Below are 26994 nucleotides of genomic sequence, written 5' to 3' on the forward strand. Positions count from 1 at the left end.
GGCCAAATCTTCCGCCAGAGGCAAAATGGAAGGATTTGAGCATGCGTGTTTTTGTAACGGGCGCCACGGGGTTTATCGGCTCCGCTTTGGTGAAAGAGCTGATACTGGCCGGGCATGAGGTGACCGGGCTGTATCGTGACGAGGCCAAGCGCGCCGCGCTGGAAGCGACCGGGGCCACCGCCCTGCACGGCGACATGAAGGATTACAAATTGCTGACCAAAGCGGCGGCTGAGTCTGATGGCGTGGCGCATCTGGCCTTCAACCATGATTTCTCCACCTTCATGGCGAATTGCGAGGATGACCGGCATGTTGTCGCAGCCCTTGGGGCGGGGCTGGCGGGGAGCAAAAAGCCGCTGATCGTCACCTCCGGCACCGGCATTGCCCGCAACGAGGCGGGGGCGGTGGCGACGGAAGACGCGCGGCCGGATGCGAGCGTGCCGCGCGCGGCTTCCGAAGAGGCGGCGCGGGCGCTGGCGGACCAGGGCGGGGCGGGGGCGATCATGCGGCTGCCGCAGGTACATGATCCGCGCCGGCAGGGGCTGGTGAGCTATTATATTCAGCTGGCGTTGCAGCATGGCTATCTGGCGCTCATCGGCGAGGGGACGAATCGCTGGCCGGCGGCGGCGCGGGTGGATGTGGCGCGGCTCTACCGGCTGGCGCTGGAGGCGGCGCGGCCGGGGGCGGTGTATCATGCCGTGGCCGAGGAAGGGGTGGCGATGCGCGACATCGCGCGGGTGCTGAGCACGCAGTTGAAGCTGCCGGTGAAGTCGATCACCCCGGACGAGGCGCAGGGCTATTTCGGCTGGCTGGCGATGTTTGCCGGGCATGACATGCCGGCTTCGAGCGCCTGGACCCGGGAGACGCTTGGCTGGAGTCCGACCGGGCCGACCATGCTGGAAGATCTGGCCAGGCTGGAGCTGGAAACGGTCTAAAAGTTTTTGAGGGTGTAGGAACTTTTTCCAAAAAGTTCCCACGAACGTTTGGGGTATTGGCACCGCCGTTGCCAACGCCCCAAACGTTTTTCGCCGCTTTTTTGTAAAAAAGCGGCACCAAAAAACTTTTGCTCTATAGATACTTGCGCAGATAGACGCGGTTCAGCCCGTCCGGCGGCGGGGCGGTGTCCGCCATCAGCTTGTTGATGTCGATCGCCGGCATCCCGGCCAGCAAGGCGGCCTGCAGCCCCTGGGCGCTATCCTCGAACACCAGGCAGGTGGCGGGGGCCAGCCCCATGCGCCGTGCGGCTTCCAGGAACAGATCCGGCGCCGGCTTGGCGTTGGCGACATCCTCAATGGTGACGATCTGGTTGAATAATGGCCGCAGCCCGGTGGCCTCCAGCGTGGCCTGCACGATCTCCGCCGGGCCGGAGGAGGCGACGGCCAGTTGCAGCCGCCCGGCCTGGGCGCGGGCGATGTTGGCGACGGCCTGAATCTCCCGCAGGCTGTGCAGATTGTCCATCACATGCGCGCGGGTCAGCCTTGCCACGTCTTCGCGCGGCAGGGTGGTGCCGAAATGCCGCTCCACATCGTCCAGCAGCAGGTCCTCGGAGAGGCCGGCGCGGGGCGGAACCATTCCAGCTCCAGCCGGGCCCCGAATTCCGCCAAGGCCGCCATCCAGGCCGCGGCGTAGAGGGGCGGGGTGTCCACCAGCGTGCCGTCGCAATCGAAAATCAGGCCCTGGATGTGCGCAGGAATATCCATGCGGCGATACTGGATTGGGGCAGGGTTGTTGCCAAGTGGGCATAAGAGAAACGTTGCTTGCCTTGGTCCCGGAATTTGTCTAAGCGGAGGGCATGGCTTCTGCCCCCACCTTCGCTGGGCTGCTCCTTCGACTTATCCGCCCCTGAGCGATAAGTGATTTTTCGCGCGTGTCCGATGACCGCGCCCGCCGCTCAGGGGAATGCCAGAAACACCGCCCACGGCAGATAAATTCGGAGCAGAGTTATGAGCTTTACGCACCCCAATTTTGGCAAGATCGACGAAAACCGCGTCATTATTTTCGACACCACGCTGCGCGACGGCGAGCAATCCCCTGGCTTCTCGATGAATCTGGACGAGAAGATCCGCATGGCGGAGGCATTGGCTTCGTTGGGCGTGGATGTGATCGAGGCCGGCTTTCCGATCGCCTCGCCAGGCGATTTCGAGAGCGTGCAGAAAATCGCCGAGACGGTGAAGGGCCCGGTGATCACCGGCCTGTCCCGCTCCGCGCCCAATGACATCACCCGCGCCGGCGAGGCCATTCGCGACGCCGAGCGCAAGCGCATCCACACCTTCATCTCCACCTCGCCCTTGCACATGAAGTACAAGCTGAAGATGGAGCCGGAGGTGGTGCTGGAGCATGTGACCAAATCCGTGACCCTGGCCCGCCAGTTCACCGACGACGTGGAATGGTCCGCCGAGGACGGCACCCGCACCGACATGGAATTCCTGCTGCGCTGCGTGGAGGCGGCGATCAAGGCCGGCGCCACCACCATCAATATCCCCGATACGGTCGGCTATGCGGTGCCGGAGGATATGGTGCGGATCTTCTCCACCGTGCGCGAGAAGGTGCCGGGGGCGGACCAGGTGATTTTGTCCACCCATAATCATAATGATCTGGGCCTGGCCGTGGCCAACACGCTGGCGGCGGTGAAGGGCGGGGCCCGGCAGATCGAATGCACGATCAACGGCATCGGCGAGCGCGCCGGCAATGCCGCGCTGGAAGAGGTGGTGATGGCCATCCGCACCCGGCCGGATGCCGCGCCCTACCAGCACCAGATCGAGACCCCGCGCATTCTGCGCACCTCCAAGCTGCTGGCGACGATCACCGGCTTCGATGTGCAGCCGAACAAGGCGATCGTCGGGCGCAACGCCTTCGCGCATGAGAGCGGCATCCATCAAGACGGGATGCTGAAGAATGCCGCCACCTATGAGATCATGACCCCGGAATCGGTGGGCTGGCAGAAGACCTCGCTGGTGATGGGCAAGCATTCCGGCCGTGCCGCCTTCCGCGACAAGCTGAACGCGCTGGGTTATGGCGACATCGGCGATAACGCGCTGAACGACGCCTTCTCCCGCTTCAAGATTTTGGCCGACCGCAAGAAGGTTGTGTATGACGAGGACATCGTCGCGCTGGTGGATGACGAGGTCGTGCGCAGCCATGAGACGATCAAGTTCATCGGGCTGGAGGTCTGGGCCGGCTCGCGCGAGCCGGCGCGGGCCAAGCTGGAGCTGGAGATCGACGGCGCGGTGAAAGCCGCCGATGAACGCGGCGACGGGCCGGTGGATGCCGCCTTCAACGCCATGCGCAGCATTTTCCCGCACACCGCCGAGCTGGCCTTGTTCTCGGTCGGCGCCGTCACCGAGGGCACCGACGCCCAGGCCCGCTGCACGGTGCGCCTGACCGAGGAGGGCAAGAGCGTGGACGGGCAGGGGGCGGATACCGACACCATCGTCGCCGCCGTGCGGGCTTATATCCATGCGCTGAACAAGCTGGTGACCAAGCGCGCCCGCACCGCCCCGGAGGCGATGAGCGCGTAACGCCCAAAACCGGGGAATCGGGCAGTATAGCACCGTTTTCCCCGGCAAAAGTTAATTTTTCGGCGCGTTTTTCACGCCCGGGACATGAGCGCAAAGCTCTTGTGTCCGGGCGTTTCAATGAATAGATAGAACTCATCTCAAAGGGGTGACCCCGGTGCTTCGGGCCGGCGCCACCCGCTGCAAAGGAGCATATATATGAGCAAAGTCATCGGTATTGACCTTGGTACCACCAATTCTTGCGTGGCGGTGCTGGAGGGCAAGGATGTCCGCGTCATCGAGAACGCCGAGGGCGCGCGCACGACGCCGTCCATGGTCGCCTTCTCTGACTCGGGCGAGCGTCTCGTCGGCCAGAGCGCCAAGCGCCAGGCCGTTACCAACCCGACCAACACGCTGTTCGCGGTCAAGCGCCTGATTGGCCGCCGTTATGACGACCCGACCGTGGCCAAGGATAAGGGGCTGGTGCCCTATACCATCGCCAAGGGCGATAATGGCGATGCTTGGGTTGAGGCGCGTGGCGAGAAATATTCGCCGAGCCAGATTTCCTCCTACATCCTGACCAAGATGAAGGAGACCGCCGAGGCGTATCTCGGTGAGACCGTCACCCAGGCCGTCATCACCGTGCCGGCCTACTTCAACGACGCCCAGCGCCAGGCGACCAAGGATGCCGGCAAGATCGCCGGGCTTGAGGTGCTGCGCATCATCAACGAGCCGACGGCGGCCGCCCTGGCCTACGGCATGGACAAGAAGAACGCCGGCACCATCGCGGTCTATGACCTTGGTGGCGGTACCTTCGACGTCTCCGTGCTCGAGCTGGGCGATGGCGTGTTCGAGGTGAAATCCACCAACGGCGATACCTTCCTCGGCGGTGAGGATTTCGACGCCCGCATCATCGATTATCTGGCGTCCGAGTTCCAGAAGGACCAGGGCATTGACCTGCGTAAGGACAAGCTGGCTCTGCAGCGCCTGAAGGAAGCTGCGGAGAAGGCGAAGATCGAGCTGTCCTCCTCCAAGGAGACCGAGATCAACCTGCCCTTCATCACCGCCGACGCCACCGGGCCGAAGCATCTGGTGCTGAAGCTGACCCGCGCGAAGCTGGAGAGCCTGGTCGAGGATCTGATCGAGCGCACCTTGGCCCCGTGCCGCGCGGCGCTGAAGGATGCCGGTGTCACCGCCGGTGAGATCTCCGAGGTGATCCTGGTCGGCGGTATGACCCGCATGCCGAAGGTCATCGAGACGGTGAAGAGCTTCTTCGGCAAGGAGCCGGCCCGCAATGTGAACCCCGACGAGGTCGTGGCGATCGGCGCGGCCATCCAGGGCGGCGTGCTGAAGGGCGACGTCAAGGACGTGCTGCTGTTGGACGTGACCCCGCTCTCGCTGGGCATCGAGACGCTGGGTGGCGTGTTCACCCGTCTGATCGACCGCAACACCACGATTCCGACCAAGAAGAGCCAGACCTTCTCCACCGCCGAGGACGGCCAGACGGCCGTGACCATCAAGGTCTTCCAGGGCGAGCGCGAGATGGCGGCGGACAACAAGCTCTTGGGCAATTTCGACCTGCAGGGCATTCCCGCCGCGCCGCGCGGCGTGCCGCAGATCGAGGTGACCTTCGATATCGACGCCAACGGCATCGTCTCCGTCTCCGCCAAGGACAAGGCGACCGGCAAGGAGCAGCAGATCCGTATCCAGGCCTCTGGCGGTCTGTCCGATGCCGATATCGAGCGCATGGTGAAGGATGCCGAGGAGAACGCGGCGGCTGACAAGGCGCGGCGCGAGGCGGTGGAAGCGCGCAACCAGACCGAAGGGCTGATCAACCAGGTTGAGAAGACCCTGAAGGATGGCGGCGACAAGATCGCCCCGGCCGACAAGACCGAGGCGGAGGCCGCGATTGCCGAAGCCAAGAGCGCGCTGGAGAGCGGCAGCGCCGAGACGGTGAAGGCCGCCTCCGAGAAGCTGACCCAGGTGGCGATGAAGATCGGCGAGGCGATGTACAAGGCCGAGGCCGCCGCCGGCGCGGCGCAGCCGGGGGCCGAGAGCACTGGGCCGAATGGCGAGAAGGTCGTGGACGCCGATTTCGAGGACGTCAACGACAAGAACAAATCCGCCTGAAACCGGGTTTGAGCTGACAAAAAGATCCCGGGGCGAGGGCCCCGGGATTTTCCGTTTCTAGAGCAATATATGTTTAGGTTGACGCGTCAGCGTCAAGATAAACACATGAAATTGCTCGCTAAAACAAAACTTAGAGCGTCAGGCTAAAAGCTTGATGCTCTAGCCGCTAGGGAATAAAGCGCCGCCATGGCCAAACAGGATTACTACGCCACGCTGGGGGTCGCGCGTGGCGCCAGCGCCGATGAGCTGAAAAAGGCCTACCGCAAGCTCGCCATGCAATATCACCCGGACCGCAACCCGGGCGACACGGCGGCGGAGGCGAAATTCAAGGAGTTGAACGAAGCCTATGACGTTCTGAAGGACGATCAGAAGCGCGCCGCCTATGACCGCTTCGGCCATTCCGCCTTCGAGAATGGCGGCATGGGCGGCGGTGGCGGCTTTGGCGGCGGCTTCGGTGGGTTTGAGGGCGGGCTCGGCGATATTTTCGAACAGATGTTCGGCGGTGGCGGCCGGCGCGGCGCTGAGCGCGCGCAGACCGGCGCCGACATCAAGGCCGCCGTGACCATCGACCTCACGGAAGCCTTCGCCGGCACCAAGGCGAATGTGCGCGTGGCGACCCGGATGGCCTGCGATGCCTGTAACGGCTCCGGCTCCGCCGACAAGAATGCCAGCGCCGATAGCTGCGCCACCTGCGGCGGGGCTGGCCGGGTGCGCGCCCAGCAGGGCTTCTTCGTGGTCGAGCGCACCTGCCCGACCTGCGGCGGCAGCGGCCATACCGTGCGCAACCCGTGCCGGGTATGTTCCGGTGCGGGTACGGTGCCGCGTGAGCGCACGCTCGCGGTGCAGATCCCCGCCGGGGTGGAGGATGGCACCCGCATCCGCCTGGCCGGCGAGGGCGAGGCCGGGCCGCGCGGTGCCCAGCCGGGCGATCTCTATGTGCATGTCGCGATCCGCCCGCATGCGATCTTCCAGCGCGACGGGGCGAATATTTTCTGCCGGGTGCCGCTGCGCATGGCCCAGGCGGCCCTGGGCGGGGAGATCGAGGTACCGGCGATCGATGGCAGCGCCGCGCGGGTGAAGATCCCGGCCGGCACCCAGTCCGGCGACCAGTTCCGCTTGCGCGCCAAGGGGTTCTCGGTGCTGCGCTCGACCCAGCGTGGCGATATGTATATCCAGGTGGCGGTGGAAACCCCGCAGAACCTGACCAAGCGCCAGCGCGAGCTGCTGGAGCAGTTCGACCAGGAATCCGCCAGCCATCAGGCTGGCAGCCCGGAGCATGAGGGCTTCTTCGCGAAGGTGAAGGATTTCTTAAAAGGTGTCGCGGAGGGCAATTAGTCCTATTTCTGCCCTATAAATCCGGCAATTTCGCCACGCTACGAATTGTAATCCATTTGGCCGGCGCGTTGGCGAAGACCCGGCCAGGGATTAGATAAGTGGGTGGTTTGAAAGCCTTGTTAGGGAGTTTCGGATGTTGAACAAAATCACGGTGGCGGCCTTGGTGCCGCTGCTGGCTCTGGGGGCCTGCACGGCGGCCACGCCGACCGGCCCTACCATTACGGCACTGCCCGGCCCCGGCAAAAGCTGGGAGCAGTTCCAGGCGGATCAGGCGAGCTGCCAGGCCTATGCCCAGTCGCAGATGCCCTATGCCGGGGCAACCGCGCAGAATTCGCAGAATAATTCCGTCGCCACCGCGGCGCTTGGCACCGCCATTGGCGCCGGCGCTGGCGCGGTGCTGGGCTCGCTCTCCGGCAATGTCGGCGCGGGGGCGGCCATCGGCGCCGGGGCGGGGCTGCTTGGCGGCGCCGCCGTGGCGGGTAATAATACCCAGGCGACGGCGGATTCGCTGCAGCACCGGTATAATGTAGCCTACGCGCAGTGCATGGTGGGACATGGCGAGACGATCCAGCAAGCTGCCGCACCGGCCTATTACGCAGCGCCGCCCGCCTATTATGCCGCGCCACCTCCGCCCCTCCGGGATATTATTATTACCGTCCCTGAGCCTGCCGGGGTCGGGATTGACGATGTAACGCTGGCGAGAGCGCATCTCGCCACGCCGGTTCGCAAATGGCGCCGCAACCCATGGGCCTGGGGGGCGGCGCTGCTTTTGCATGCGCTGGTGATTGCCGCGGCCCTGCTGGTGCGGGTGCGCCCCCCGCCGGAGCCGCAAAGCCCGCCCGGCCTGTCTGTGGTGTTCGACAGCGAGGGCACCGGCCCGCAGACCACCGCGCCGCAGAGCCCACTGCACGGCCCGCCGCAGCCGGCGCAGGCGCCCAAACCGCCCCGCCGCCGCCCGCCGCCCCGGCCCAGCCCGCGCCCAATCCGGACGCGACGGAAGTGCAGGTGCCGGATGTGCCGCTCACGGCGCTGCCCAGCCCGCCGCCCCTGCCAACTCCACCGCCGCGTCCGGCCCATGCGGCGCGCCCGCACCGCGCCGCGCCGGCGCAGAAATATGTGCTGCTGGACGGGATGAATTACGGCAATCCGTCACCGGCCGCCCCGCCGCGCCACCCGCGCCGCGCGGTCTGAAACTGAACATGCCGACCTCCGACGCGCAGGCGGCCACCGCCTCGGATTTCTCGGTGAAGGGCAATGCCGGGGCGGATTGGGATGCGGCGCTGACCAAATGGGTGCAGGAGCACGCTTATTATCCGCAAGCCGCGATTGAGCAGAACCAGGAAGGCACCGCCACGGTGGAATTCACCGTCGACCGCCAGGGCCATGTGACCGGGCTGAAGCTGTTGGATTCCGCCGGCTCGCCGTTCCTGGACCAGGCCTGGGAGCAGCTGTTCAGGGACAATACCCTGCCGCCTTTCCCGCCGGATGCGAAGGATGACCATGTGACGGTGCGCTACACCGTGCATTACCAGCTGATCCGCTGAACGCTTGCATCGACTCGCGCATTCTGGCTGAACCGGCGGATGGACGCGCATGTTTTCGGCATCACCCAGAGTCTGAGCGGCAAAAGCTGGATCTGGCGGCCAGGCCAGGCGGAGCGCCAGGGCGAGGGGCTGGCGCAGCAGCTGGGCATCCCTGAGCTGATGGGGCGGTTGCTGGCCTCGCGCGGTGTCACCGTGGACCACGCCCCCACCTTCCTGGACCCGACGCTGCGGGCGATGCTGCCGGACCCGTCCAGCCTGATCGACATGGATGTCGCCGCCGGGCGGCTGGCCGATGCGGTGCTCAAGGTCGAGATGGTCGGCGTATTTGGCGATTACGATGTCGATGGCGCCTGTTCGGCGGCCCTGATGGTGACGCTGCTGCGCCAGCTCGGCTGCGCGGTGACCTATCACGTGCCGGACCGGCTGACCGAGGGCTATGGCCCGAACAGCGATGCGCTGCGGGCGATGGTGGAGCGCGGGGCGAGCCTGATCGTGTGTGTGGATTGCGGCACCGCGGCGCATGCCGCCTTCGCGCCACTGCATAATGCCGCCGACATCATCGTGCTGGACCATCATAAATCAGAGGGCCCGCCGCCGCCGGTCTGCGCCACGGTGAACCCGAACCGGCTGGATTGCCCCTCCGAGCTGCGCCATATCTGTGCCGCCGCCGTGGCCTTTCTCAGCGCCGTGGCGCTGCTGCGCACGCTGCGCCGGCGCGGCTTCTTCGCCGATAGAGCGGAACCGGATCTGCGCGAGATGCTCGACCTGGTGGCGCTGGCGACGATTTGCGACGTGATGCCGCTGAGCGGGCTCAACCGCGCCTTTGTGGTGCAGGGGCTGAAGGTGATGGCCAGGCGCGCCCGCCCCGGCCTGGCGGCGCTGCTGGAGGTGGCAAAGCTGAACGAGGCGCCGACGGCGATGCATTGCGGCTTCGCGCTGGGGCCGCGGATCAACGCCTCCGGGCGTATTGCCGAGGCGGATATGGGGCTGCGGCTGCTGCTGGCCGAGGATACCGAGCTCGCCACCGAACTGGCCCAGGCGCTGGATGCGGTGAACAAGCAGCGCCAGACCGTCGAGGCCGGGGTGACGAGCGACGCGATGAGCCGCGCCGAGGCGCAGGTGGCGGGCGGGCACGGCATCATCCTGCTGGCGCAGGAAGGCTGGCACCCGGGCGTGGTCGGCATCGTCGCGGGGCGGGTGAAGGAGCGCTTCAACCGGCCGGCTTTGGTGGCGGGCATCGCCGATGGCATCGCCAAGGGCTCCGGGCGGTCAGTGCCGGGGATCGATCTCGGCGCGGCGGTGATCGCGGCGCGGCAGAGCGGGATTCTGGCGACCGGTGGCGGCCATGCGATGGCGGCGGGCTTCTCCGCCCCGGAGACCGCCCTCTCCACCTTCCACGGCTTCCTGAACGACCGGCTGGCCAGCGCGGCTTTGTTGCCGCCGAGTGCCGAGCTGCTGCTGGATGGCGTGCTGGGGCTGGCCGGGGCGGATGCGGCGCTGGCGCAGATGGTGGCCCGGCTGGGGCCGTTTGGCACCGGCAATGAGGAGCCGCTCTTCGTGCTGCCGCGCGCGCGGGTGGTGAAGACCGACCGCATCGGCAAGGACGGCAACACCATCCGGGTGATGCTGGAAGGCGAGGGCGGTGGGCGGATGAAGGCGCTGCTGTTCCGCGCCAAGGACGGCCCGCTGGCCGAGGCGCTGAGCCGCGTCGGCGGCGCGCCGCTGCATCTGGCGGGACATTTGCGGGCGGAATCCTGGCAGGGCAGGGTCTCGGCAGGTTTTTTCATCACCGACGCCGCGCCGGCTTGACGCGGGACGAAGAGGGCCTTATCAGGCGCTCCACCTTTAGTCCCCATCGTCTAGAGGCCTAGGACACCGCCCTCTCACGGCGGTAACAGGGGTTCGAATCCCCTTGGGGACGCCATTCCCGAACAAAAGTAATAACTTCGTTCGGCGTGTTTGGCAGGTCAGCAAGAGCAGCCCGCACAAGCAGAGATTTCGGCCCGGTGAGTTCAATCGCCTGTTTGCTGACGACAACCTTGTCCACGAATAATTTGATGTAGGCCTTGCGCAGGTCCGGCTGTGCTTTGTGCAAAGTGGCGCGGACGGTTTCGCTGAGGCGCTGGAGTTTGGCCTCTGTAAGCTGCGGGCGGTTGGTCGGTTGCAGGGCGGACGCCTGGTCAAGCTGCGCGGTGAGGGTTTTACGTTTGGCTTTCAGCGCGGTCATGCGTTCGCGCAGCGCGGGATCGTCGACCTCCATCAGCCCGTCTTCGACCATGCGCAGCAGGCGCTTGATGGCGCCGTCCGTCTCGGTCAGGTCGGCCTTGATCTGGCCGAGCTGGCTGCGCTGCTGCTGGGCGTCGGCCTTGGCCTTGTCGAGATAAGCAGAGACGAGGTTGGCAAGCCTGTCAGATGCGAAGATGCGCTCGGACAGCGTGTCGATCACCGCGTGGTCGAGCTTGGGCATCGAGACGGTGCAGCCTCCGCAGCGCGTAGGCCCCTTCTGGGCGCGTCCGGCGCAGGTGTAATAGCGATAGCCTTTGCCGGTCCGCAGCGTCATGCCCGCGCCGCAATGGGCGCACCTCAAGCTAAAAGCTTGAGGCTCTAGCGGCGCAGGTGCAGACCATGCTGAGCCTCGATCCGCATAACGGCACGCTCTATGTGTTCCGCGGCAAACGCGGCGATCTGGTGAAGATCCTGTGGTGGGATGGCCTTGGGGGCTGTTTTGTAAACGGCAGCGATCTTGTTATAAACCGATCGATCTATTATTATCTGATCGATGGCACGCCCCCGTACACTCGATGATGACGCCCTGCTCGACCGCGCCCGTGACGTATTCTGGCGTCAAGGCTACGCCGCCACCTCCCTGCGGGATCTGACGAACGCCACCAAATTATCCACGGCGGCACTTTATAACCGCTTCGGTGATAAGTCTGGATTGTTTCGTGAAGTCTTGCGCCGCTATGCCGATACCGGGCTGAGCGGTCAGCTCTTGCCGGGCTTGGCCGCCTTGCCCGACCCTCGTGACGCCATCGCCGGGTTGTTCGCGGCGCTAATCGCCCTCTCTTGCTCGACCGAAACGCCGTCTGGCTGTCTGCTCATCAACACCGCGCTGGACGGTGCGGCGGACACCGCCACACGCGGCTTGGTTCGCGAACGGCTCGGCGAGGTGGAAGCCTTCCTGCGCGCCCAGATTGAGCGTGCCGTGCTGGCCGGGCTGCTCCCGCCGGGCACCGAGCCAAGCCGCGCGGCCGAAGGGCTGTTTGGCGCCGTGCTGGCGTTGCGTGTTCTCGCCCGGTTGGACCCGGACCCGGTGCGCCTGCGCCGGCTGGTTGAGGCCAACCTGGCCCCGCTCGGACTAACCCTTAAACCAGGAGCTTGATGCAAGTGATCGATCTTTATTACTGGACCACGCCAAATGGCCATAAGGTCACAATCTTTCTCGAGGAGACCGGTCTGCCTTACAAGATCGTGCCGGTGAATATCAGCAAGGGTGAACAATTCGCGCCTGAATTTCTGGCGATTTCCCCCAATAACCGCATGCCTGCCATGGTTGACCATACGCCCGAGGACGGCGCCGGGCCGCTCAGCATTTTCGAATCCGGCGCGATTTTGGAATATCTGGCCGATAAATCCGGACAATTTCTACCCCGCGCGCCCCGCCCGCGCTTCGAAGTGCTGCAATGGCTCTATTGGCAGATGGGCGGGCTTGGGCCGATGGCCGGCCAGAACCACCATTTCGTGCAATACGCGCCGGTGCAAATTCAATATGCCATCGACCGCTATGTGAACGAGACCAACCGTCTCTATGGCGTGCTCAACAAGCGCCTGGCCGGGCGCGATTACATTGCCGGGGATTACTCCATCGCCGACATGGCCTGCCATCCCTGGATCAAGCTCCACAAAAATCAGAAGCAGACGCTGGAGGATTTCCCGCATCTGGCGCGCTGGTTCGCGCTGGTGGGCGAGCGTCCGGCGGTGCAGCGCGCCTACGCGCTGGCGGAGAAGATCAACACCGCGCCGGTGGTGAGCGAGGAGGCGCGCGCCATCCTGTTCGGCCAGACCGCGACCAACCTCACGGAGAGCAAATAATGACCGCCACGATCAAGCTTTACGACCTCGCCGCCAAGGATGAGAGCATCCGCTTCAGTCCGAATTGTTGGCGCGTGCGCTTGGCCCTGGCGCATAAAAACCTGCCTGTCGAAACCATCGCCTGGCGCTTCACCGAGAAGCAGGAGATTGCTTTTTCCGGCCAGGGCAAGGTGCCTGTGCTCGTCGATGCGGGGCGCTGCGTGGTGGATAGCTGGGCGATCGCCGAATATCTCGAGGCGACCTATCCGGATCGTCCCTCGCTTTTCAACGGCGTGGCCGGCAAGGCCCTGACCCCCTTCGTCAATGACTGGACCGAGACCGTGCTGCATCCGGCGATCGCACGGCTGATTCTGCCGGAGATCCACGCCATGCTGCATCCCAAGGACCAGGATTATTTCAAGACCACGCGCGAGGCTTTCTTCGGGTGCAGCCTGGCGGATCTGGCGGCGGAACGTGAGGCGCATCTGAGCGCGCTGCGCCAGGCGCTGCGGCCGCTGGCGGCCACGCTCGGCCAGCAGCCTTATCTCGCCGGTGAGGGCCCGGCCTATGCTGACCATGTCGTCTTCGCCGCGCTGCAATGGCAGCGCGTCTGCGGCGGACATGACGTGACCAGCGCCGAATCCGCTCTGTCGGGCTGGTTCACGCGCATGCTCAATGCCTATGAAGGGCTGGCTCTCGCCATGCCCGCCGCGGCTTGAAGGAGGGGCTGACATGGCGATTAAAGCTTGTGTCTTCGACGCCTACGGAACCTTGTTCGACCTGGCCTCCGCCACGGCGCGCTGCGACCAGGTTCCGCCCGAGCAGCGCGCCCCCTTGAGCGCGCTCTGGCGCGACAAGCAGCTGCAATATACCTGGCTGCGCGCCCTGCAGGGGCGCTACGCGGATTTCCGCCAGGTTACCGCCGAGGCGTTGGAATTCGCTTTGGAGAGCCTGGGTCTCGCCAGCCCGCAGCGTCATGCGGCGCTGATGGGGCTGTTCGAGACGCTGCACGCCTTCCCCGAGGTGCCAGACATGCTGCGCGCTCTGCGCCGGGCCGGGGTGAAAACCGCCATTCTCTCCAACGGCACCCCGGCAATGCTGGCATCCTCCCTGGTCAGTTCGGGGCTGGACGGGCTGTTCGACGAGGTGCTCTCCGTCCATCCGCTGCAAACCTACAAAACCGACCGGCGGGTCTATCAATATGCGTTGGACAGGCTGGGGTTGATGGCGGCGGAGATCAGCTTCCAATCCTCCAATGGCTGGGATGCGCATGCGGCGGCGGATTTCGGCCTGCACGTGGTCTGGTGCAACCGCTACGGCCAGCGCCGCGAGCGCCTGCCCGGCGCCCCGGCGCATGAGGTCACCAGCCTGGCCGCGCTGCCGGCGCTGCTCGGGCTTGCCCCCTCATGACCGGCCCGCATCTGGTTTATTTCGCTGACCCGATGTGCTCCTGGTGCTGGGGGTTTTCGCCGGTGATCGAGGCCATCACGCGTCGGTTCGGCGATGCCCTGCCGGTGCGCCTGGTTCTGGGCGGGTTGCGTCCTGGCAATATAAACGCCATGACGGCGTCAGACCGCGCCGAGATCCGCGCGCATTGGGAGCATGTGGGCGAGGCTTCCGGTCAGCCATTTGATTTCAGCTTTTTCGAGCGCGAGGGCTTCGTGTACGACACCGAGCCCGCCAGCCGCGCCGTGGTGGTTTTTCGCCAGCAGGGCATGACCAGCGGGCTCGCCGCGCTGGCGCGGATTCAACGCGCCTTTTACGCCGAAAACCGCGACGTGACGGCGGCCGAGGTGCTGACCGACCTGGCGATGGAACTGGGCATGGACGAGCTCGGCTTTAAAACGCTGTTCAATGACGCTGCCGTGGCGGCGGAAACCATGCAGGATTTCGCCCTGGCGCAGCAAGCGGGCATACGAGGTTTTCCCACACTTATCTCCGGGACGGGAGATCAGAGTGGCTATGCACTCGTAACGAACGGCTTTCAGCGGGCGGACAGGCTGATTCCAGCACTTACGGCCTGGCTGGAGACATTGTAGGTACCGCCGATTTTTCTCCCTGTTGTGAGCAAGGCGACGCCGTTGCGAGGTGTTCCCGTGTTTTGCCTTCGATGTGGCGATCATAAATCATCCACACGACAAATGCGCTGGAACGCCTGAAAGCCTCCATAGACTCACTGAAAACCTCGCATGTCATTCTTCGTGACCGCTTTTACGTCACCCGGCCCGGCGCCCCTTCGCCCGGCAGCGCCAGGCCCAGGCGCCGGCGCAGCGAGGCCATGTTGCCGGCGATGACATCCTCCAGCGTGTAGCGCTCCAGCACCGCCAGCATCGCCGCCAGCGCCTCGTCCAGCACGCTCTCCAGCCCACAGGCGCCGCGGATCGCGCAGCTGCCATCGCCCTGGCATTCCACCAGGGCGAAATCCGGCTCCAGCTTGCGCACCACATCGCCAATACGGATCTGTGCCGGCGGATGCGCCAGCCGCATCCCGCCCTGGCGGCCGCGTATCGTCTCGATCAGCCCGGCCTGGCCCAGCCGGTGCACCACTTTCGTCATATGGTTTTCCGAAACCCGGTAGGCGGCGGCAATGTCGCTGATCTGCGCCAGCCGGTCGGGCCGCATGGCCAGGTAGATCAGCGTCCGCAAGCCGTAATCGGTGAACCGGGTGAGATGCATCCTTGCACTATACCCCTCGCCGCCGGGCCGGTTAAAGCCGCTCGGCGAAAATTTGCGCGGGCGGCAGACCGGCCGCGCGCGCCACCGCCAGCACCGCGTCCAGCATCTTTGGCGGGCCGCAGACATAAAGATCCGGCGGCGTTGCCGCCGTCTTCAGCGCCACCGCCAGAGCCTCGGCGCTGCTGCCCTGGAAGGCCGTGCAGCCCGGCTCCGGCTGCCAGACGGCGAGGATTGTTTCCAGCTGCGGCAGGTCCGCGCGCAATTCCGCCAGCAGCGCCTCCGGCACTGCCTCCGCCGCGCGGTTCACCCCGTAGATCAGCTTCACCGGCGTGGCATCCTGGAAGGATGCCATCTGCCGCAGCATCGAGAGCAAAGGCGCGAAACCGCAGCCGCCGCCGACCATCCAGCGCGGGCGCGGGCTGGCCTCGTCCAGGGTGAAATGGCCGAGCGGCCCGCGCAGCTCCAGACGGTCACCCGGCTTTGCCGTAGTGGCCAGCCAGCCGGAAAAGGCGCCGCCCGGCACCAGCCGGATCAGGAATTCCAGCTCCCCGTCCCAGTTCGGCAGATTGGCCAGCGAATAGGCCCGGCTGACCGTGCCGCCGGGCAGGCACAGCTCCATATATTGCCCGGGCAGAAAATCCGCCGCCTGGCCGCTTGCCGCATCGGGCACCAGCCGCAGCACCAGGCTCACCGCCGCCGCCCCGCACGGGTGCAGCGCCTCAACCACCGCCGCGCGCACCGGCACGCTCTGGCGGGGCAGCTGGGCATCGTCATAGGGCAGCGCCACGACGAGGTCGGCCGTTGGCAGGCAGCGGCAGAGCAGCACGCCACCCGGCCCGGCCGGCAGCGCGGCGGCGCTGTGCGGGCCCATCTCATAGCTGCCCGCGCGCACATGCGCGGCGCATTGGCCGCATTGCCCGTCCCGGCACATGGCGGGCGGGTAGAGGCCGGCGGCTTCCGCCGCCGCCAGCACGCTCTGCCCGGGAGCGGCATCGATTTGGAGGCTTACCGCGTCGCGGGTCTGCAAAGTGAGCTTCATCGTCTTGTCCCTGGAAACAGGCTGGCCGGGGAAATACCCGGCCAGCCTAGCGGTTCAGGCCGCGCGGGCCAGCGCCGCCGCGATATCCGCCTCGGCCGTGGTGATCGGCTGCACGCCGAATTTTTCCACCAGCACGTTCAGCAATGCCGGCGTCAGGAAGGCGGGCAGGCTCGGCCCCAGCCGCAGATTGCGCAGCCCCAGCGCCAGCAGCGTCAGCAGCACCGCCGCCGCCTTCTGCTCGAACCAGGAGACCACCAATGTCAGCGGCAGATCATTCACCCGCAGCCAAACGCCTCCGCCAGGGCGCTGGCGATCTGGATGGCGGAGTAGGTGTCGTTGCACTGGCCGACATCCAGCAGCCGCGGCAGCGGGCCGATATTACCGAACTCATGGCTGTTGAAGCGGTATTTGCCGCAGCCCAGCGTCAGCAGCACGGTATCGTCCGGGGCGTGGTCGGCGAAGTCGGTATAGTAATTGCGCCCGGGGCGGCACCGTCGCAGCCGCCGATCAGGAAGAAATGCTTGATCGCGCCGGCTTTCACCGCGTCGATCACGGTCTGCGCCGCCCCAGCACCGCCTCACGCGCGAAACCGACCAGGATGCTGGTCTCCGGCGCGGTTTCGGCGAGGCCCGGCATCGCCTGCGCGGCCTGGATCACCTGGGCGTAATCATCATGCTGGATATGGCGCAGCCCCGGCCAGCCCACTGGCCCGGCGGTGAAGATGCGGTTGCGGTAGGCGGGGCGCGGCTCGATCAGGCAGTTCGAGGTCATCACGATCGGGCCGGGGAAGTCGGAAAATTCCTGCTGCTGGTTCTGCCAGGCGCCGCCGTAATTCCCGGCCAGATGCGGGTAGGCGTGCAGCTTCGGATAGCCATGGGCGGGCAGCATCTCGCCATGGGTGTAAATATTGATGCCGGTGCCCTGGGTGGCCTCCAGGATCTTGTGCAGATCCCGCAGATCATGGCCGGAGACCAGGATCGCCTTGCCGGCCACCGGGCTGGTGCGCACCCTTGTCGGCGTCGGCTGGCCGAAGCTGCCGGTATTGGCGGCGTCCAGCGCCTCCATCACGGTCAGGTTCAGCTGGCCCAGCGCCAGCGCCTCTTCCAGCAGCAGGCCGATATCGGCCGGGTCATGCGCCAGCACATCCAGCGCATGGGCGATGCCGGCATAGATTTCGGCGCGCTGTTCGCCCAGCACCTCGGCATGGTGGGCGTAAGCGGCCACGCCTTTCAGCCCGTAGAGCAGCAGCGCGCGCAGCCCGATCACATCCTCGCCGACCAGCTCCAACCCGGCTCGCACCGAGGCGATGTTGGCCTGCGCCAGCAACCCGGCCAGATCCGCCGCCGGGGCGAAATGCGCCGCCGCACTGAGGCCGGTGAGCGGCTCTCCGGCCGCCTCCAGGGCGCCGCGCAGCCCATCGCGCCGGCGCGCCGCCTCGGCGATCAGCTTGACGAAGACCGTGCGGTCGAAATTCACGTTGGTGAGGGTGGTGAACAAAGCATAGAGGATGAAGCTGTCCGCATCCTGGTCCGGCGTGCCCCGCCGGTGCAGCCGGCTGCTCAGCTCGCCCAGCCCTTTCAGCTGGTAGATCAGCAGATCCTGCAGATCCGCCGTGGTCTCATCCTTGCCGCACACGCCCTTGGCGCTGGCACAACCCGCCTGCCCGTCCTGGCGCGCCGTCTGCTCGCATTGAAAACAAAACATCGCCTGCTCCTCGAAAAATCATTCCACCCTTAAAGGTGCGTTCTAAATACATCTTTCCGCGGGGCGACCATTGATTCAGATCAAGGGGCACGCTTTGCCTCCAGCCAGCCGGCGTGCATGCTGGACGCGCGGCCGCTCTTGTTTCGACAGATACATATCAGGCCGCCCCACCGCGCCTCGAACGCTTCGCTCGAGCTACAGCCTCTAAGACTGGCCAGAAGCTGCGCTCAGACTCGCTGGGCTCTGCCCGTATCGGCCGGGTTGCGTGGCTTGAGCGGGAAGGAGACGCTAGAGCAACATCCGATCAAACGGACTCGTTTGATCGGATAAAGTTGCTCGCTCGAACAAAAAGCTAGCAGTTTGCTGAAAAACCCCGAAACTTGGTTTTATTTTTTCTGATTTAGCTTTGGGGCCTGGATTTTGGTTCAAGTGATTGAAGTTTCTTGCCGGTTTCTGGACTTTTTTCGTCCAGCGGACAGACTCGTCCCTTATATTGCCACCATTTTTGGAATGCGTACCAGATTATAGGCGATCAGGTTGAGCATGAAGGTGCCGGCGACCCGCGCAACGCCGCGCAGCTTGGTCTTGCGCATCGTGCCGTGCTGCTTGCCCCAGCCGAATATGCACTCGATCATCGCCCGGCGGGTCTGCGACATCGCATAACCGGGATGGCGCGTGGTGCGTCCGTCAATCGCGCTGCGGCGGTGCCTGCCGGTTTTGGTCTCACCGTTGTTTTGTGTGACATGCGGTGTCACGCCGGCGTCGCGCAGATTGGCGACATGATCGGCGGTATCGTAAGCCTTGTCTTCGCCTACGGTGATCCGCCCGGCGGCCGACTTGGCTTTGGCTTTCAACATCGCTTCCGAGGCTTCACGCTCAGCCGTGCCTGTGGCCTGGGTCACTCGGCCACCCACCGCCAAGCCGTGCCGGTTGTCCATCAGCGCGTGCCCCATATACGAAAGCTTTGCCTCCCGCCCAGCGGCCTTGCGGTACAGCCGGCTTTCCGGGTCGGTGGTGCTGGCATGGGTATCGTTCTTACGCTTCTGACCGTGGAAATCCGAACCATCATCGTCGCTGCCATCCTTCGGCCGGAAGCTCTTCTGCGACGCCCACGCCTCGATCAGCGTGCCGTCCACCGAGAAATGCTCATCCGATAGTAGCGGCGTCACCCGCGGGTGGTTCAGCAGCCGGCTCATGAATTTCTGGAATATATCGCCGTTCTGCAGGCGCTCGCGGTTCTTGCTAAACGTGGTCGGGTTCCAGACCGGATCATCCGGGGATAAGCCCACAAACCAGCGGTACAGGAGATTATAATCCAGTTGCTCCATCAACTGCCGTTCCGAGCGAATCCCGTACAGCACCTGGATCAGCAGCGCGCTCAGCAATTGTTCAGGCGGCACCGAGGGCCGGCCTTCCCTGGAATACAGCCAGGCAAAGCTGCGGCTCATCTCATGCAGAACATCCCGCACCAAAGCACGGATCGCTCGCAACGGATGGGTCGCCGGAACCCGTGTTTCTGGTGAAACATACGAAAACATCCCGCCCTGATCTCGAAAAGAACCCCGCACCCCACGCCTCACAAAACCTGCCAGCCAAAGTGAATCACATCATAATCCCGGCCGCCAGGAGTTTTTCAGCAAACTGCTAGAGCGTATCCCGTGCATCAACGTGAACGGAATACGCTCTACAGACCGGTTCGATGTGCTGCAGGTGAAGCTGAATTTGCCGGGGTGATATTGGTCTGCCTCTCGATTTGGTTTATTCCCTTGCAAGCGCGCCATCTTTGCCAAAGTTTTAGGGCGAAGATGAGGTGCCACGGTTTAATCATGGCCGCGACGCTGGCGCGTCCGCCCGGTTCGCGGCATAACGAGGCCGGTTTGAATACAACATAAATATATGGAGGTTCGCTTGTTCAGAACATCGTTATTGGCGCTCTCGGCCTTGTTCCTGACATCCGGCGCGGCGCTGGCGCAGCAAGGCAGCGCCGCCGCCGGCAAGGCGCTTTACATGCGCAATTGCAGCGGCTGTCACCTCGCCAGCGGCGCGGGCGGCGTGCATTTCGGTGACGCCGTCTCCGCCGATCTGCGCGCGCCGGGGCTGGAGACCACCTATCACCACAGCACGAAATTAATGTTACGTGCGATTTTGCAAGCACGTGACGAGGATGGCAAGCGGCTGGACCAGCCGATGCCGGCCTGGGCCGGCAAGATAACTCAGGCACAAGCTCTTGATATCATTTCTTATCTCAAGACCTTGCACAGCTGAGCGGGAACGCCCGGCCCGCCCCCGGCCCGCCCACGCCGGGGGGGGGTTTGCCCTGTCGACATCCAACATTAAATTTTTACAAACTAACCGCCATGAAAGGGGAATGCTCCCGGCCCCTATTCGGCATACGCGAAGTCCAAGACCGCGTGAAAAAATATAATGGGAGGATCATCTATGAAGCTTGGTGTGAGGCGCGGATTAATGAGTTCCGCCGCTATTTTGGCTGTCTGGTTTCCGATGGCCGCGCATGCGCAGTCGGTCACCGACATGCAGGCGCAGATCGACCAGCTATCGGCACAATTGAAGGCGCTCTCAAGCAAATTGCAGACGGTTCAAACGCATGAGGCGCAGGAGCGCGCGGAGCAGGCCCGCCAGCGCGCCGCCGCCGCGCAACTGGCCTCGCGCCAGGAGCGTGATGAGGCGTTGGTCATTCAGCATAACAAGGCGGCCCAGGTCGCCTTGCAGGCGGTATCGCCCACCAGGGCGGAGCAGCGTGGCGTGGTCAATGATCAATATGTCACCAAGGGCGTCCTGCCCGGTTCGTTCCTGATCCCCGGCACGGATACCTCGATTCATGTTGGCGGTTTCGTAAATCTGCAGGCAGAATATAATGCCACGCAGAATCTGGGACCAAAATTCTCGATCGGTAATCTGCTGCCGAACAGCCCGGCGCGGCGGGCGACGCAGGGGGATTTCCAGTATAACAGCAAGGTCTCGCGGCTGGTCGTGCAGAGCAGCACACCCAGCCGGTTCGGCCCGGTCACCACGAATTTCGCTCTGGATTTTTATGGTTATGTCGCCGGTGGCGATTATAATCAGGCGCTGCAGAACAATTCTTACTCCGCACGTATCGTTTACGCCTTTGGTACGATCGGTCCGGTGACGCTGGGTATGCTCAACTCCAACTTCATCGATAATAACGACACGCCAGAGACCATGGATTTCGCCGGGCCTGCGGGTTTGCCGGCCGAGCGCACTGAGCAGATCCGCTACACCTGGCCTGTCAATAAGCAGAATATCCTCAGCTTTGCGGCAGAGAATCCGCAGTCGGGCTATCAGGATACGCGGGACAATATCGAGGTCGCCTCGCCGACCGAACCGATGCCCGATTTCAGCATACGATATCAATATACCAACGATCTCGTGCATGTGCAGCTCTCTGGCATCTTGCGTGACATAGCCTACTCAGACGGATTTGGCGACCGGACCAGTCACATGACCGGTGCTGCCATCATCGGTTCGACGGTCAATCTCGGTGCTTTGAACAAGGTCTTCGGCAAAGATAATATCGGTGGCCAATATTGGACGGGCTCCATCGGCCGCTATATTCCTGACGATTTCGGCGCCAATGTTGCCTCCGTGCTGGCGGTGAATAACGGTACAACGGGCACGCCGAAGACGCTTGGCACAAAGCTTCAGGATGATCAGGGCTTCACCCTGTATTACCAGCATTTCTGGATGCCGACATTGCGCTCGACCGTGGCGATTGGCTACAACCATCAAAATCTGGCGGCGTTCTTGCCGGCCGACACGGCAAACGCCGTGGCCACAAAGACGGTCTCGGCGAATATTCTTTGGCGGGCTGTGCCAAGTGCCGATATTGGTATTGAGTTCCTTCTGGGGCAGAAGCAGTTCCAGAAATCCACTGGCGTTCCGCCGAAAAATGCCGAGAAAATCCTGTTTGGTGGTACATGGCATTTCTGAAGAAACCGGAACGCCCGCAACATGAAGGCGGGATTTTTCCATGGTAAGTAATTCGACGAGTGGCGGAGACATCGTCCTGGAAGGCGTCACGAAACGTTTCGTGACGCCGACGGGACAGGCGATGACCGCCATCCGGGATGTCAACATCAAGATTGGCGCGGGAAAGTTCTGCGCCATCGTGGGGCCCACGGGTTGCGGAAAATCAACCACGCTGACGCTGACCTCCGGGCTGGATACGTTGAGCGCGGGCACCATTCACGTAGCCGGCCGGCCAGTTATGGGCATCACGCCTGGCGTTGGCTTCGTGTTTCAGAACGATGCGTTGCTGCCCTGGAAATCCGTGATCGCGAATGTCGCCTTTGGTCCGCTGATGAATGGCATACCAAAGGCACAGGCGATGGAGAAGGCGAGGGAATGGTTGGCCACGGTCGGCCTCACCGGTTTTGAAAATCATTATCCGCATCAGCTCTCCGGCGGCATGCGCAAGCGCGTGCAGCTCGCGGCGACGCTGATTAACGATCCCTCGCTGCTGATGATGGACGAACCATTTTCAGCGCTGGACGTGCAGACGCGAGCGATCATGACCAACGAGCTGATGAATCTCTGGGAGCAGAGCAAGCCCTCGGTGATGTTCGTCACGCATGATCTGGAAGAGGCGATCGCCATTGCCGATCAGGTCGTGGTGATGACGGTCGGCCCGGCGACGGTGAAGGACGTGTTCGAGATCGACTTGCCGCGCCCGCGCGGCGCCATCCAGGATATCCGCTTTCAGCCGAGGTTTTTGGAATTGTACAAGTTGATCTGGAATTCGCTGCGCGAGGAAGTCGAGCGCTCATATGCGATGGCCGCGGCCAAAAGGGAGACAGCATGATGAACGGCGGACGCGACATTGATCTGGCGCTGCTCGCGAAACAGCGCGCGCAACGCTATCGCAACCTGGTGCTGTTGGGGCGGATCGGCACCCTGGTGATCTTCCTGGGCTTATGGCAGATCCTGACCGATCTCAAAATCGTCGATCCGTTCTTTTTCGGCTCGCCGATCGGGATCGTCAAGCGGCTGGGCGACTGGTTCGTCAACGGCACGGCCTATGGGTCGTTCTGGTACCAGATCTGGGTGACAATGGAGGAATCGATCCTCGGCTTTGTCTTCGGCGTGCTGGCGGGCGTGTTTTTCGGTGTGTTGCTGGGTGAAATTCCGCTGCTGTCGGATATCATGACGCCCTACATCAAGATGGTGAATGCGCTGCCGCGTATCGTGCTCGGCTCGATCTTTGTGATCTGGCTCGGTCTGGGGCTGCCATCGAAAGTGATGCTCGCGGCGGTTCTGGTGTTCTTTGTGGTGTTCTTCAACGCATATCAGGGGGTGAAAAGTGTAGACCGTAATCTCGTCGCGCATGCCCGCATCCTGGGGGCCTCAAGGCTTGACCTGGTCCGTCATGTTGTGGTGCCCTCCGCGACATCCTGGATTATCGCCAGCCTTCACGTCGCGCTTGGATTTTCCATCATCGGTGCGATTGTCGGCGAATTCCTCGGCGCGCAGCATGGGCTGGGGCTGGTGATCTCCACGGCCCAGAATAATTTCGATACCAACGGTGTGTTCGGCGCGATGCTCGTCATCGGCGTCATCGCGATCAGCGCCGAAGGCTTGATGGGGCTGGCCGAAAAACGTCTACTGGCTTGGCGTCCCGCCAGCGCCAATGACGGTGCAAGAAACTCGATCTAAATATAACCAAAGGAAACGACAAATGTTCAATAAGACGATGCGCAATGTGATGTTGGCCGCGACAGCGCTGGCGGCCGTGGCGGTCCACGCGCCGGCCGCGAAGGCCCAGGACGCGAAACTGCCGACCGTGACCATGATGATCGGCGGGATCGACAAGCAGATCTACCTTCCCTACCAGCTCGCGCAGGATCTTGGATATTTCAAAAAATATGGCGTGAATATGGTGCTCTCCACCGAGCAGGAGGGTGGCATCGGCGCCGAGGACGCGATGGTTTCCGGTCAGGTCGATTTTGCCGGCGCCTGGTATGTTCATACCATCGATTTCCAGCTGCACGGCAAGGATGTCGTGGACGTGGCGCAGCTGAGCGGCGCGCCTGGCGAGCGTATTCTCTGCGCCAAGGGCACGGATATTTCCTCGCCGGCGGATTGGAAAGGCAAGGCCATCGGTGTCACCGATCTTGGGTCGGGCACGGATGATCTGACGCTCTATCTTGCGGCGCGCTATCATCTCACCACGAAGGATTTTTCGCGCGTGGGTGTTGGCGCCGGCGAAACATTGATCAGCGCGCTGAAGCATAACCGCGTCGCCTGCGCGATGACCACGCAGCCGACCGTCAACGCCATTGAAACGATGAATGTCGGCTATCCGGCGATTGATCTGGCAACCACGGCGGGTGCGGAAAAATGGCTGGGTGGCGCGTGGCCGGCGGCCTCCGTGCTGGCGCGCGCCGAGTGGGTCAAGGCGCATCCGAAGGAAACGCAGGCGGTGGTCAATGCGCTCGTCGCAACCATGCATTGGATCGACACGCATAGCGCCGAACAGATCGCCGATAAAATGCCGACGGATTTCGTCTCCAGCCCGCTATCGACCAAAGCACAATATATCACGGCGCTGACCCAGGATAAGGGGCAATTCCTCCCCGATGGCATGATGCCGCAGGGTGGTCCGGAGAAGGTGCTCGACGTCGAGAAGCTCGCGGGGAAGATCACCGGGCCTGTCGATCTCTCGGCGACCTGGGATCCGACTTTCGTTGTCGCCGCCAACAAGATGTTGGGTGACGCGAAGTAAAACACTCAAAGGAAGAGGCGCATTAAAACCGCGCCTCTTTCGCTGTTTTCTATTGCTCAAATTTCCAATACGTCGGATTATGGAAAAAACATAATATGTGACGGAGGAAATTAACGATGTCTACCGCAGCTGCGGCACGAATCGCCGCGCGGCTCGACAGGCTTCCCGCGACGGGAGCCATGTGGCGCCTGGTGGCATTGATTTCGATCGGCGGCATTTTCGAGTTTTATATGGTCTTTCAGACAGGCTATCTCATGCCAGCAATGCGCGCGAGTGGCCTGTTTTCCGCGTCCAGCCTGGGGCCTCTCGCCGCACTTCGCAGTATTTCCATAGCTGGAGGTGCCAGCTATGTGTTTTCGCTTTTTATCGGGCTCTGGGTTGGTTCGCTTTGCCTCTCACCTCTGGCCGATTGGCTGGGGCGGCGGTCGGTCTTTACCGGTGCCATTCTGTGGTATTTGCTGTGCTCGGCGATCATGGCCCTACAGCATACGGGATTATGGCTGAATATCTGGCGTTTTGCCGCGGGGTTGGGGTTTGGCCTGCAGCTCGTTGTCATGGACGCTTATTTGGCGGAGTTGGTGCCGGCCAAATTCCGGGGTAGGGCGTTCGCCCTCAATCAGACCATTACATTTTCAATCGTTCCCGTCGTCGCCTTCCTGTCCTTGATATTGGTGCATCGTCATTTTGGCGGTTTGGAAGGATGGCGCGTTGTCGTGTTAATCGGTGCCCTCGGCGCGCCCGTGGCGCTTTGGCTTGGGCGCGTGTTGCCGGAAAGCCCGCGCTGGCTGGCGCTGAAGGGGCGTGAAAGCCAGGCGGAGGCGGTGATCACGCAGCTCGAAAGCGCCGCTCTCAAGGTTGTCGGGACGTTGGCGGCACCAGTCCCGGTTGTCCCGAAAAAGCCGCGACCGGCCGGTTTGTTGAGCTGTTCTCGCCACGCTATGCTGAGCGCTCGCTGATGATGGCGATTTTTAATATTGGTCAAGTCGTTGGGTTTTATGGGTTTGCGGCCTGGGTGCCGACTTTATTGATGGCAAGAGGGATCAGCATCACCAATAGTCTGGAATATTCGATGCTGATCGCCCTGGCCAATCCCTTTGGTCCCATCTTGGTAATGTTGGTCGCCGACCGCATCCAACGCTCGACCCAGATTGTCATCGCGCTGTGTTTGATGGGCGCCTTCATGGTAGGCTTCGCATTGTCTGGCCGCCCGTTTGAAATTATCGGCTTTGGGATCGCCTTCACGCTGGCCTCCAACGCGATGTCGAGCGCCTTCCACACATATCAAGCCGAACTTTTTCCCACGCGTATGCGCGGTCAGGCGGTGGGGTTCGTGTATTCCTGGAGCCGCCTGTCCGCGGCATTCGCGGGTCTCGCTGTCGGTTATTTTCTCAGCGACGGCGGCGTGCCCGCCATCGCGGTGTTCATCGGCGTGACGATGGCGATTTCGATTATCATGGTTTTTGCCTTCGGACCGCGTACATTGGCCCAATCTTTGGAGGCGATCAGTCACTGATGCAGATTCTCTTGATCGAAGATGATGCGACCATGAGCGGTTTTCTGAAGGAAGCCTTGGTCGATGAAGGTCATGACGTCGCGGTCTCCGGCGATGGCCGCGACGGCCTGATGCTGGCCACGACAAGTCCCTTCGATGTGCTGATTATCGACCGAATGCTGCCTTATCTTGACGGGTTGAGTGTGGTTCAAGCGCTTCGGTCCATGCAGATCAGTACCCCGGTGATCCTCCTGACCGCCTTGGGACGTGTGGATGAGCGGGTGCGCGGCTTGCGGGCGGGCGCGGATGATTATGTCGTGAAGCCGTTCGAAATGGCGGAACTACAAGCAAGGATCGAGGCGGTCAGACGGCGGCGTGATATCAAGACGGATCCCAGCCAGCTTCGTGTTGGCGATCTTGTCCTGGACCGGCTCACACATTCCGCGCGCCGTGGCGCTTGCGAGATTTCGCTGAAGCCACGCGAATTCCGGCTGCTCGAATATTTGATGCTGCATGCGGACCAGGTTGTCACCCGGACGATGCTTCTCGAAGACGTCTGGGATTATCATTTTTTACCGCAAACCACATTGGTCGAATCGCATATCTGCCGGATCCGGCTGAAAATTGACCGTGGATTTTCGCGGGAATTGATCCAGACCGTTCGTGGTGCCGGATATCGTATCAGTGCGGGCACCGATACGTGACAGAGCCGAGGGTCAGGACCAACCTCTTTCGGATGGCGGGCTTTCGGC

The 26994-nt window shown here is 63.2% G+C and carries 27 protein-coding genes, 1 tRNA gene and 2 pseudogenes; 22 read left to right on the plus strand and 8 right to left on the minus strand.

Going from position 1 to position 26994, the window contains the following annotated elements:
• Nucleotides 1-41: 41 nt before the first annotated feature.
• Entirely contained in the window at nt 42-932 is an 891-nt protein-coding gene (locus tag GT370_RS00595; RefSeq protein ID WP_008493764.1) for an SDR family oxidoreductase, read from the plus strand.
• A gap of 133 nt (nt 933-1065) precedes the next feature.
• Here GT370_RS00595 and GT370_RS00600 read toward each other — a convergent pair whose 3' ends face one another.
• Nucleotides 1066-1569 carry an HAD family hydrolase gene (locus tag GT370_RS00600; protein ID WP_270183724.1) on the minus strand — a complete coding sequence of 168 codons (504 nt, stop codon included), beginning with the start codon at nt 1567-1569 and terminating at the stop codon, nt 1066-1068.
• Nucleotides 1470-1697 carry a hypothetical protein gene (locus GT370_RS00605; protein ID WP_270183725.1) on the minus strand — a complete coding sequence of 76 codons (228 nt, stop codon included), beginning with the start codon at nt 1695-1697 and terminating at the stop codon, nt 1470-1472. The genes GT370_RS00600 and GT370_RS00605 overlap by 100 nt, the downstream gene beginning before the upstream one ends.
• Nucleotides 1698-1940: 243 nt before the next feature.
• Between GT370_RS00605 and GT370_RS00610 the strand changes: the two genes are divergently transcribed.
• The 7 genes from GT370_RS00610 (at nt 1941) to GT370_RS00640 (ending at nt 10424) form a co-directional block, all read left to right on the plus strand.
• Nucleotides 1941-3515: a 2-isopropylmalate synthase gene (locus GT370_RS00610; RefSeq protein ID WP_008493762.1), complete on the plus strand. Its 1575-nt coding sequence runs from the start codon at nt 1941-1943 to the stop codon at nt 3513-3515.
• A 195-nt stretch (nt 3516-3710) separates the two neighbouring features.
• Nucleotides 3711-5621 (plus strand): molecular chaperone DnaK, encoded by a 1911-nt coding sequence (dnaK, locus tag GT370_RS00615; RefSeq protein WP_008493761.1) that lies wholly within the window; start codon nt 3711-3713, stop codon nt 5619-5621.
• A gap of 186 nt (nt 5622-5807) precedes the next feature.
• Entirely contained in the window at nt 5808-6956 is a 1149-nt protein-coding gene (gene dnaJ, locus GT370_RS00620) for a molecular chaperone DnaJ (protein WP_008493760.1), read from the plus strand.
• A 133-nt stretch (nt 6957-7089) separates the two neighbouring features.
• On the plus strand, nt 7090-8091 hold the full coding sequence (locus GT370_RS00625; protein ID WP_270183726.1) for a hypothetical protein: 1002 nt from the start codon (nt 7090-7092) through the stop codon (nt 8089-8091).
• A gap of 64 nt (nt 8092-8155) precedes the next feature.
• Nucleotides 8156-8500 (plus strand): energy transducer TonB, encoded by a 345-nt coding sequence (locus tag GT370_RS00630; RefSeq protein ID WP_144052686.1) that lies wholly within the window; start codon nt 8156-8158, stop codon nt 8498-8500.
• Nucleotides 8501-8539: 39 nt separating this feature from the next.
• Nucleotides 8540-10309, plus strand: coding sequence for a single-stranded-DNA-specific exonuclease RecJ (gene recJ / locus GT370_RS00635; protein ID WP_008493757.1), 1770 nt, complete (start codon nt 8540-8542; stop codon nt 10307-10309).
• Nucleotides 10310-10348: 39 nt separating this feature from the next.
• Nucleotides 10349-10424, plus strand: a tRNA-Glu gene (locus GT370_RS00640).
• A 567-nt stretch (nt 10425-10991) separates the two neighbouring features.
• Here the strand turns inward: GT370_RS00640 and GT370_RS21090 are convergent.
• Nucleotides 10992-11060, minus strand: a pseudogene (locus tag GT370_RS21090) (hypothetical protein); the annotation flags it as partial.
• A gap of 65 nt (nt 11061-11125) precedes the next feature.
• On the opposite strand from GT370_RS21090, the gene tnpB reads away from it, so the two are divergent.
• The 6 genes from tnpB to GT370_RS00675 are packed head-to-tail and all read left to right on the plus strand — an operon-like array spanning nt 11126 to nt 14610.
• Nucleotides 11126-11305: an IS66 family insertion sequence element accessory protein TnpB gene (gene tnpB, locus GT370_RS00650; RefSeq protein ID WP_270183728.1), complete on the plus strand. Its 180-nt coding sequence runs from the start codon at nt 11126-11128 to the stop codon at nt 11303-11305.
• A complete protein-coding gene (locus GT370_RS00655) occupies nt 11280-11882 on the plus strand; it encodes a TetR/AcrR family transcriptional regulator (protein WP_008493755.1) in 603 nt (200 codons plus the stop codon). The genes tnpB and GT370_RS00655 overlap by 26 nt, the downstream gene beginning before the upstream one ends.
• A gap of 5 nt (nt 11883-11887) precedes the next feature.
• Entirely contained in the window at nt 11888-12592 is a 705-nt protein-coding gene (locus tag GT370_RS00660; protein WP_008493753.1) for a glutathione S-transferase N-terminal domain-containing protein, read from the plus strand.
• Nucleotides 12592-13290 (plus strand): glutathione S-transferase family protein, encoded by a 699-nt coding sequence (locus GT370_RS00665; RefSeq protein WP_008493751.1) that lies wholly within the window; start codon nt 12592-12594, stop codon nt 13288-13290. The genes GT370_RS00660 and GT370_RS00665 overlap by 1 nt, the downstream gene beginning before the upstream one ends.
• Nucleotides 13291-13303: 13 nt before the next feature.
• Complete coding sequence (locus tag GT370_RS00670) at nt 13304-13981, plus strand: haloacid dehalogenase type II (protein WP_008493750.1); 678 nt, start codon at nt 13304-13306, stop codon at nt 13979-13981.
• Entirely contained in the window at nt 13978-14610 is a 633-nt protein-coding gene (locus GT370_RS00675; protein ID WP_008493749.1) for a DsbA family protein, read from the plus strand. Before GT370_RS00670 ends, GT370_RS00675 begins: the two co-directional genes overlap by 4 nt.
• 172 nt (nt 14611-14782) lie before the next feature.
• Here the strand turns inward: GT370_RS00675 and GT370_RS00680 are convergent, their stop codons facing one another.
• The 5 genes and pseudogenes from GT370_RS00680 to GT370_RS00705 form a co-directional block, all read right to left on the minus strand.
• Entirely contained in the window at nt 14783-15247 is a 465-nt protein-coding gene (locus GT370_RS00680) for an Rrf2 family transcriptional regulator (RefSeq protein ID WP_008493748.1), read from the minus strand.
• A 31-nt stretch (nt 15248-15278) separates the two neighbouring features.
• Nucleotides 15279-16286, minus strand: a complete 1008-nt coding sequence (locus tag GT370_RS00685; protein ID WP_008493747.1) for an FAD-binding oxidoreductase — start codon at nt 16284-16286, stop codon at nt 15279-15281.
• Nucleotides 16287-16340: 54 nt separating this feature from the next.
• Nucleotides 16341-16839: pseudogene (locus GT370_RS21095) on the minus strand (hypothetical protein).
• Nucleotides 16836-17990 carry a hydroxylamine reductase gene (hcp, locus tag GT370_RS00700; RefSeq protein ID WP_270183730.1) on the minus strand — a complete coding sequence of 385 codons (1155 nt, stop codon included), beginning with the start codon at nt 17988-17990 and terminating at the stop codon, nt 16836-16838. The pseudogene GT370_RS21095 and the gene hcp overlap by 4 nt, the downstream one beginning before the upstream one ends.
• A 488-nt stretch (nt 17991-18478) precedes the next feature.
• Nucleotides 18479-19558: an IS5 family transposase gene (locus tag GT370_RS00705; protein WP_083878918.1), complete on the minus strand. Its 1080-nt coding sequence runs from the start codon at nt 19556-19558 to the stop codon at nt 18479-18481.
• A gap of 340 nt (nt 19559-19898) precedes the next feature.
• Between GT370_RS00705 and GT370_RS00710 the strand changes: the two genes are divergently transcribed.
• The 8 genes from GT370_RS00710 to GT370_RS00745 all read left to right on the plus strand — a co-directional run bounded on the left by GT370_RS00710 (nt 19899) and on the right by GT370_RS00745 (nt 26946).
• On the plus strand, nt 19899-20255 hold the full coding sequence (locus GT370_RS00710; RefSeq protein ID WP_240376559.1) for a c-type cytochrome: 357 nt from the start codon (nt 19899-19901) through the stop codon (nt 20253-20255).
• A 174-nt stretch (nt 20256-20429) separates the two neighbouring features.
• Nucleotides 20430-21959: a DcaP family trimeric outer membrane transporter gene (locus tag GT370_RS00715; protein ID WP_270183731.1), complete on the plus strand. Its 1530-nt coding sequence runs from the start codon at nt 20430-20432 to the stop codon at nt 21957-21959.
• Nucleotides 21960-21999: 40 nt separating this feature from the next.
• Nucleotides 22000-22830 (plus strand): ABC transporter ATP-binding protein, encoded by an 831-nt coding sequence (locus tag GT370_RS00720; protein WP_035180089.1) that lies wholly within the window; start codon nt 22000-22002, stop codon nt 22828-22830.
• Complete coding sequence (locus tag GT370_RS00725) at nt 22827-23681, plus strand: ABC transporter permease (protein WP_144052684.1); 855 nt, start codon at nt 22827-22829, stop codon at nt 23679-23681. The genes GT370_RS00720 and GT370_RS00725 overlap by 4 nt, the downstream gene beginning before the upstream one ends.
• A gap of 22 nt (nt 23682-23703) precedes the next feature.
• Complete coding sequence (locus tag GT370_RS00730) at nt 23704-24750, plus strand: ABC transporter substrate-binding protein (protein ID WP_008493740.1); 1047 nt, start codon at nt 23704-23706, stop codon at nt 24748-24750.
• 116 nt (nt 24751-24866) lie between these two features.
• Entirely contained in the window at nt 24867-25706 is an 840-nt protein-coding gene (locus GT370_RS00735) for an MFS transporter (protein WP_270183732.1), read from the plus strand.
• The gene (locus GT370_RS00740) at nt 25706-26263 is read left to right on the plus strand and encodes an MFS transporter (RefSeq protein ID WP_270183733.1); all 558 of its coding nucleotides are present in this window, start codon (nt 25706-25708) and stop codon (nt 26261-26263) included. Before GT370_RS00735 ends, GT370_RS00740 begins: the two co-directional genes overlap by 1 nt.
• The gene (locus GT370_RS00745; protein ID WP_008493737.1) at nt 26263-26946 is read left to right on the plus strand and encodes a response regulator transcription factor; all 684 of its coding nucleotides are present in this window, start codon (nt 26263-26265) and stop codon (nt 26944-26946) included. Before GT370_RS00740 ends, GT370_RS00745 begins: the two co-directional genes overlap by 1 nt.
• Nucleotides 26947-26994: the final 48 nt, after the last annotated feature.

The sequence above is a fragment of the Acidocella sp. MX-AZ03 genome (assembly GCF_027626035.1).
Taxonomy (GTDB): Bacteria; Pseudomonadota; Alphaproteobacteria; order Acetobacterales; family Acetobacteraceae; genus Acidocella; species Acidocella facilis.

Bases quoted from the DNA above. Each gene is read 5' to 3' on its own strand.
- GT370_RS00595 (WP_008493764.1), top strand. From the start codon at position 42: ATGCGTGTTTTTGTAACGGGCGCCACGGGGTTTATCGGCTCCGCTTTG.
- GT370_RS00600 (WP_270183724.1), bottom strand. From the start codon at position 1,569: ATGGTTCCGCCCCGCGCCGGCCTCTCCGAGGACCTGCTGCTGGACGAT.
- GT370_RS00605 (WP_270183725.1), bottom strand. From the start codon at position 1,697: ATGGATATTCCTGCGCACATCCAGGGCCTGATTTTCGATTGCGACGGC.
- GT370_RS00610 (WP_008493762.1), top strand. From the start codon at position 1,941: ATGAGCTTTACGCACCCCAATTTTGGCAAGATCGACGAAAACCGCGTC.
- dnaK (WP_008493761.1), top strand. From the start codon at position 3,711: ATGAGCAAAGTCATCGGTATTGACCTTGGTACCACCAATTCTTGCGTG.
- dnaJ (WP_008493760.1), top strand. From the start codon at position 5,808: ATGGCCAAACAGGATTACTACGCCACGCTGGGGGTCGCGCGTGGCGCC.
- GT370_RS00625 (WP_270183726.1), top strand. From the start codon at position 7,090: ATGTTGAACAAAATCACGGTGGCGGCCTTGGTGCCGCTGCTGGCTCTG.
- GT370_RS00630 (WP_144052686.1), top strand. From the start codon at position 8,156: ATGCCGACCTCCGACGCGCAGGCGGCCACCGCCTCGGATTTCTCGGTG.
- recJ (WP_008493757.1), top strand. From the start codon at position 8,540: ATGGACGCGCATGTTTTCGGCATCACCCAGAGTCTGAGCGGCAAAAGC.
- tnpB (WP_270183728.1), top strand. From the start codon at position 11,126: ATGCTGAGCCTCGATCCGCATAACGGCACGCTCTATGTGTTCCGCGGC.
- GT370_RS00655 (WP_008493755.1), top strand. From the start codon at position 11,280: ATGGCACGCCCCCGTACACTCGATGATGACGCCCTGCTCGACCGCGCC.
- GT370_RS00665 (WP_008493751.1), top strand. From the start codon at position 12,592: ATGACCGCCACGATCAAGCTTTACGACCTCGCCGCCAAGGATGAGAGC.
- GT370_RS00670 (WP_008493750.1), top strand. From the start codon at position 13,304: ATGGCGATTAAAGCTTGTGTCTTCGACGCCTACGGAACCTTGTTCGAC.
- GT370_RS00675 (WP_008493749.1), top strand. From the start codon at position 13,978: ATGACCGGCCCGCATCTGGTTTATTTCGCTGACCCGATGTGCTCCTGG.
- GT370_RS00680 (WP_008493748.1), bottom strand. From the start codon at position 15,247: ATGCATCTCACCCGGTTCACCGATTACGGCTTGCGGACGCTGATCTAC.
- GT370_RS00685 (WP_008493747.1), bottom strand. From the start codon at position 16,286: ATGAAGCTCACTTTGCAGACCCGCGACGCGGTAAGCCTCCAAATCGAT.
- hcp (WP_270183730.1), bottom strand. From the start codon at position 17,990: ATGTTTTGTTTTCAATGCGAGCAGACGGCGCGCCAGGACGGGCAGGCG.
- GT370_RS00715 (WP_270183731.1), top strand. From the start codon at position 20,430: ATGAAGCTTGGTGTGAGGCGCGGATTAATGAGTTCCGCCGCTATTTTG.
- GT370_RS00720 (WP_035180089.1), top strand. From the start codon at position 22,000: ATGGTAAGTAATTCGACGAGTGGCGGAGACATCGTCCTGGAAGGCGTC.
- GT370_RS00725 (WP_144052684.1), top strand. From the start codon at position 22,827: ATGATGAACGGCGGACGCGACATTGATCTGGCGCTGCTCGCGAAACAG.
- GT370_RS00730 (WP_008493740.1), top strand. From the start codon at position 23,704: ATGTTCAATAAGACGATGCGCAATGTGATGTTGGCCGCGACAGCGCTG.
- GT370_RS00735 (WP_270183732.1), top strand. From the start codon at position 24,867: ATGTCTACCGCAGCTGCGGCACGAATCGCCGCGCGGCTCGACAGGCTT.
- GT370_RS00740 (WP_270183733.1), top strand. From the start codon at position 25,706: ATGATGGCGATTTTTAATATTGGTCAAGTCGTTGGGTTTTATGGGTTT.
- GT370_RS00745 (WP_008493737.1), top strand. From the start codon at position 26,263: ATGCAGATTCTCTTGATCGAAGATGATGCGACCATGAGCGGTTTTCTG.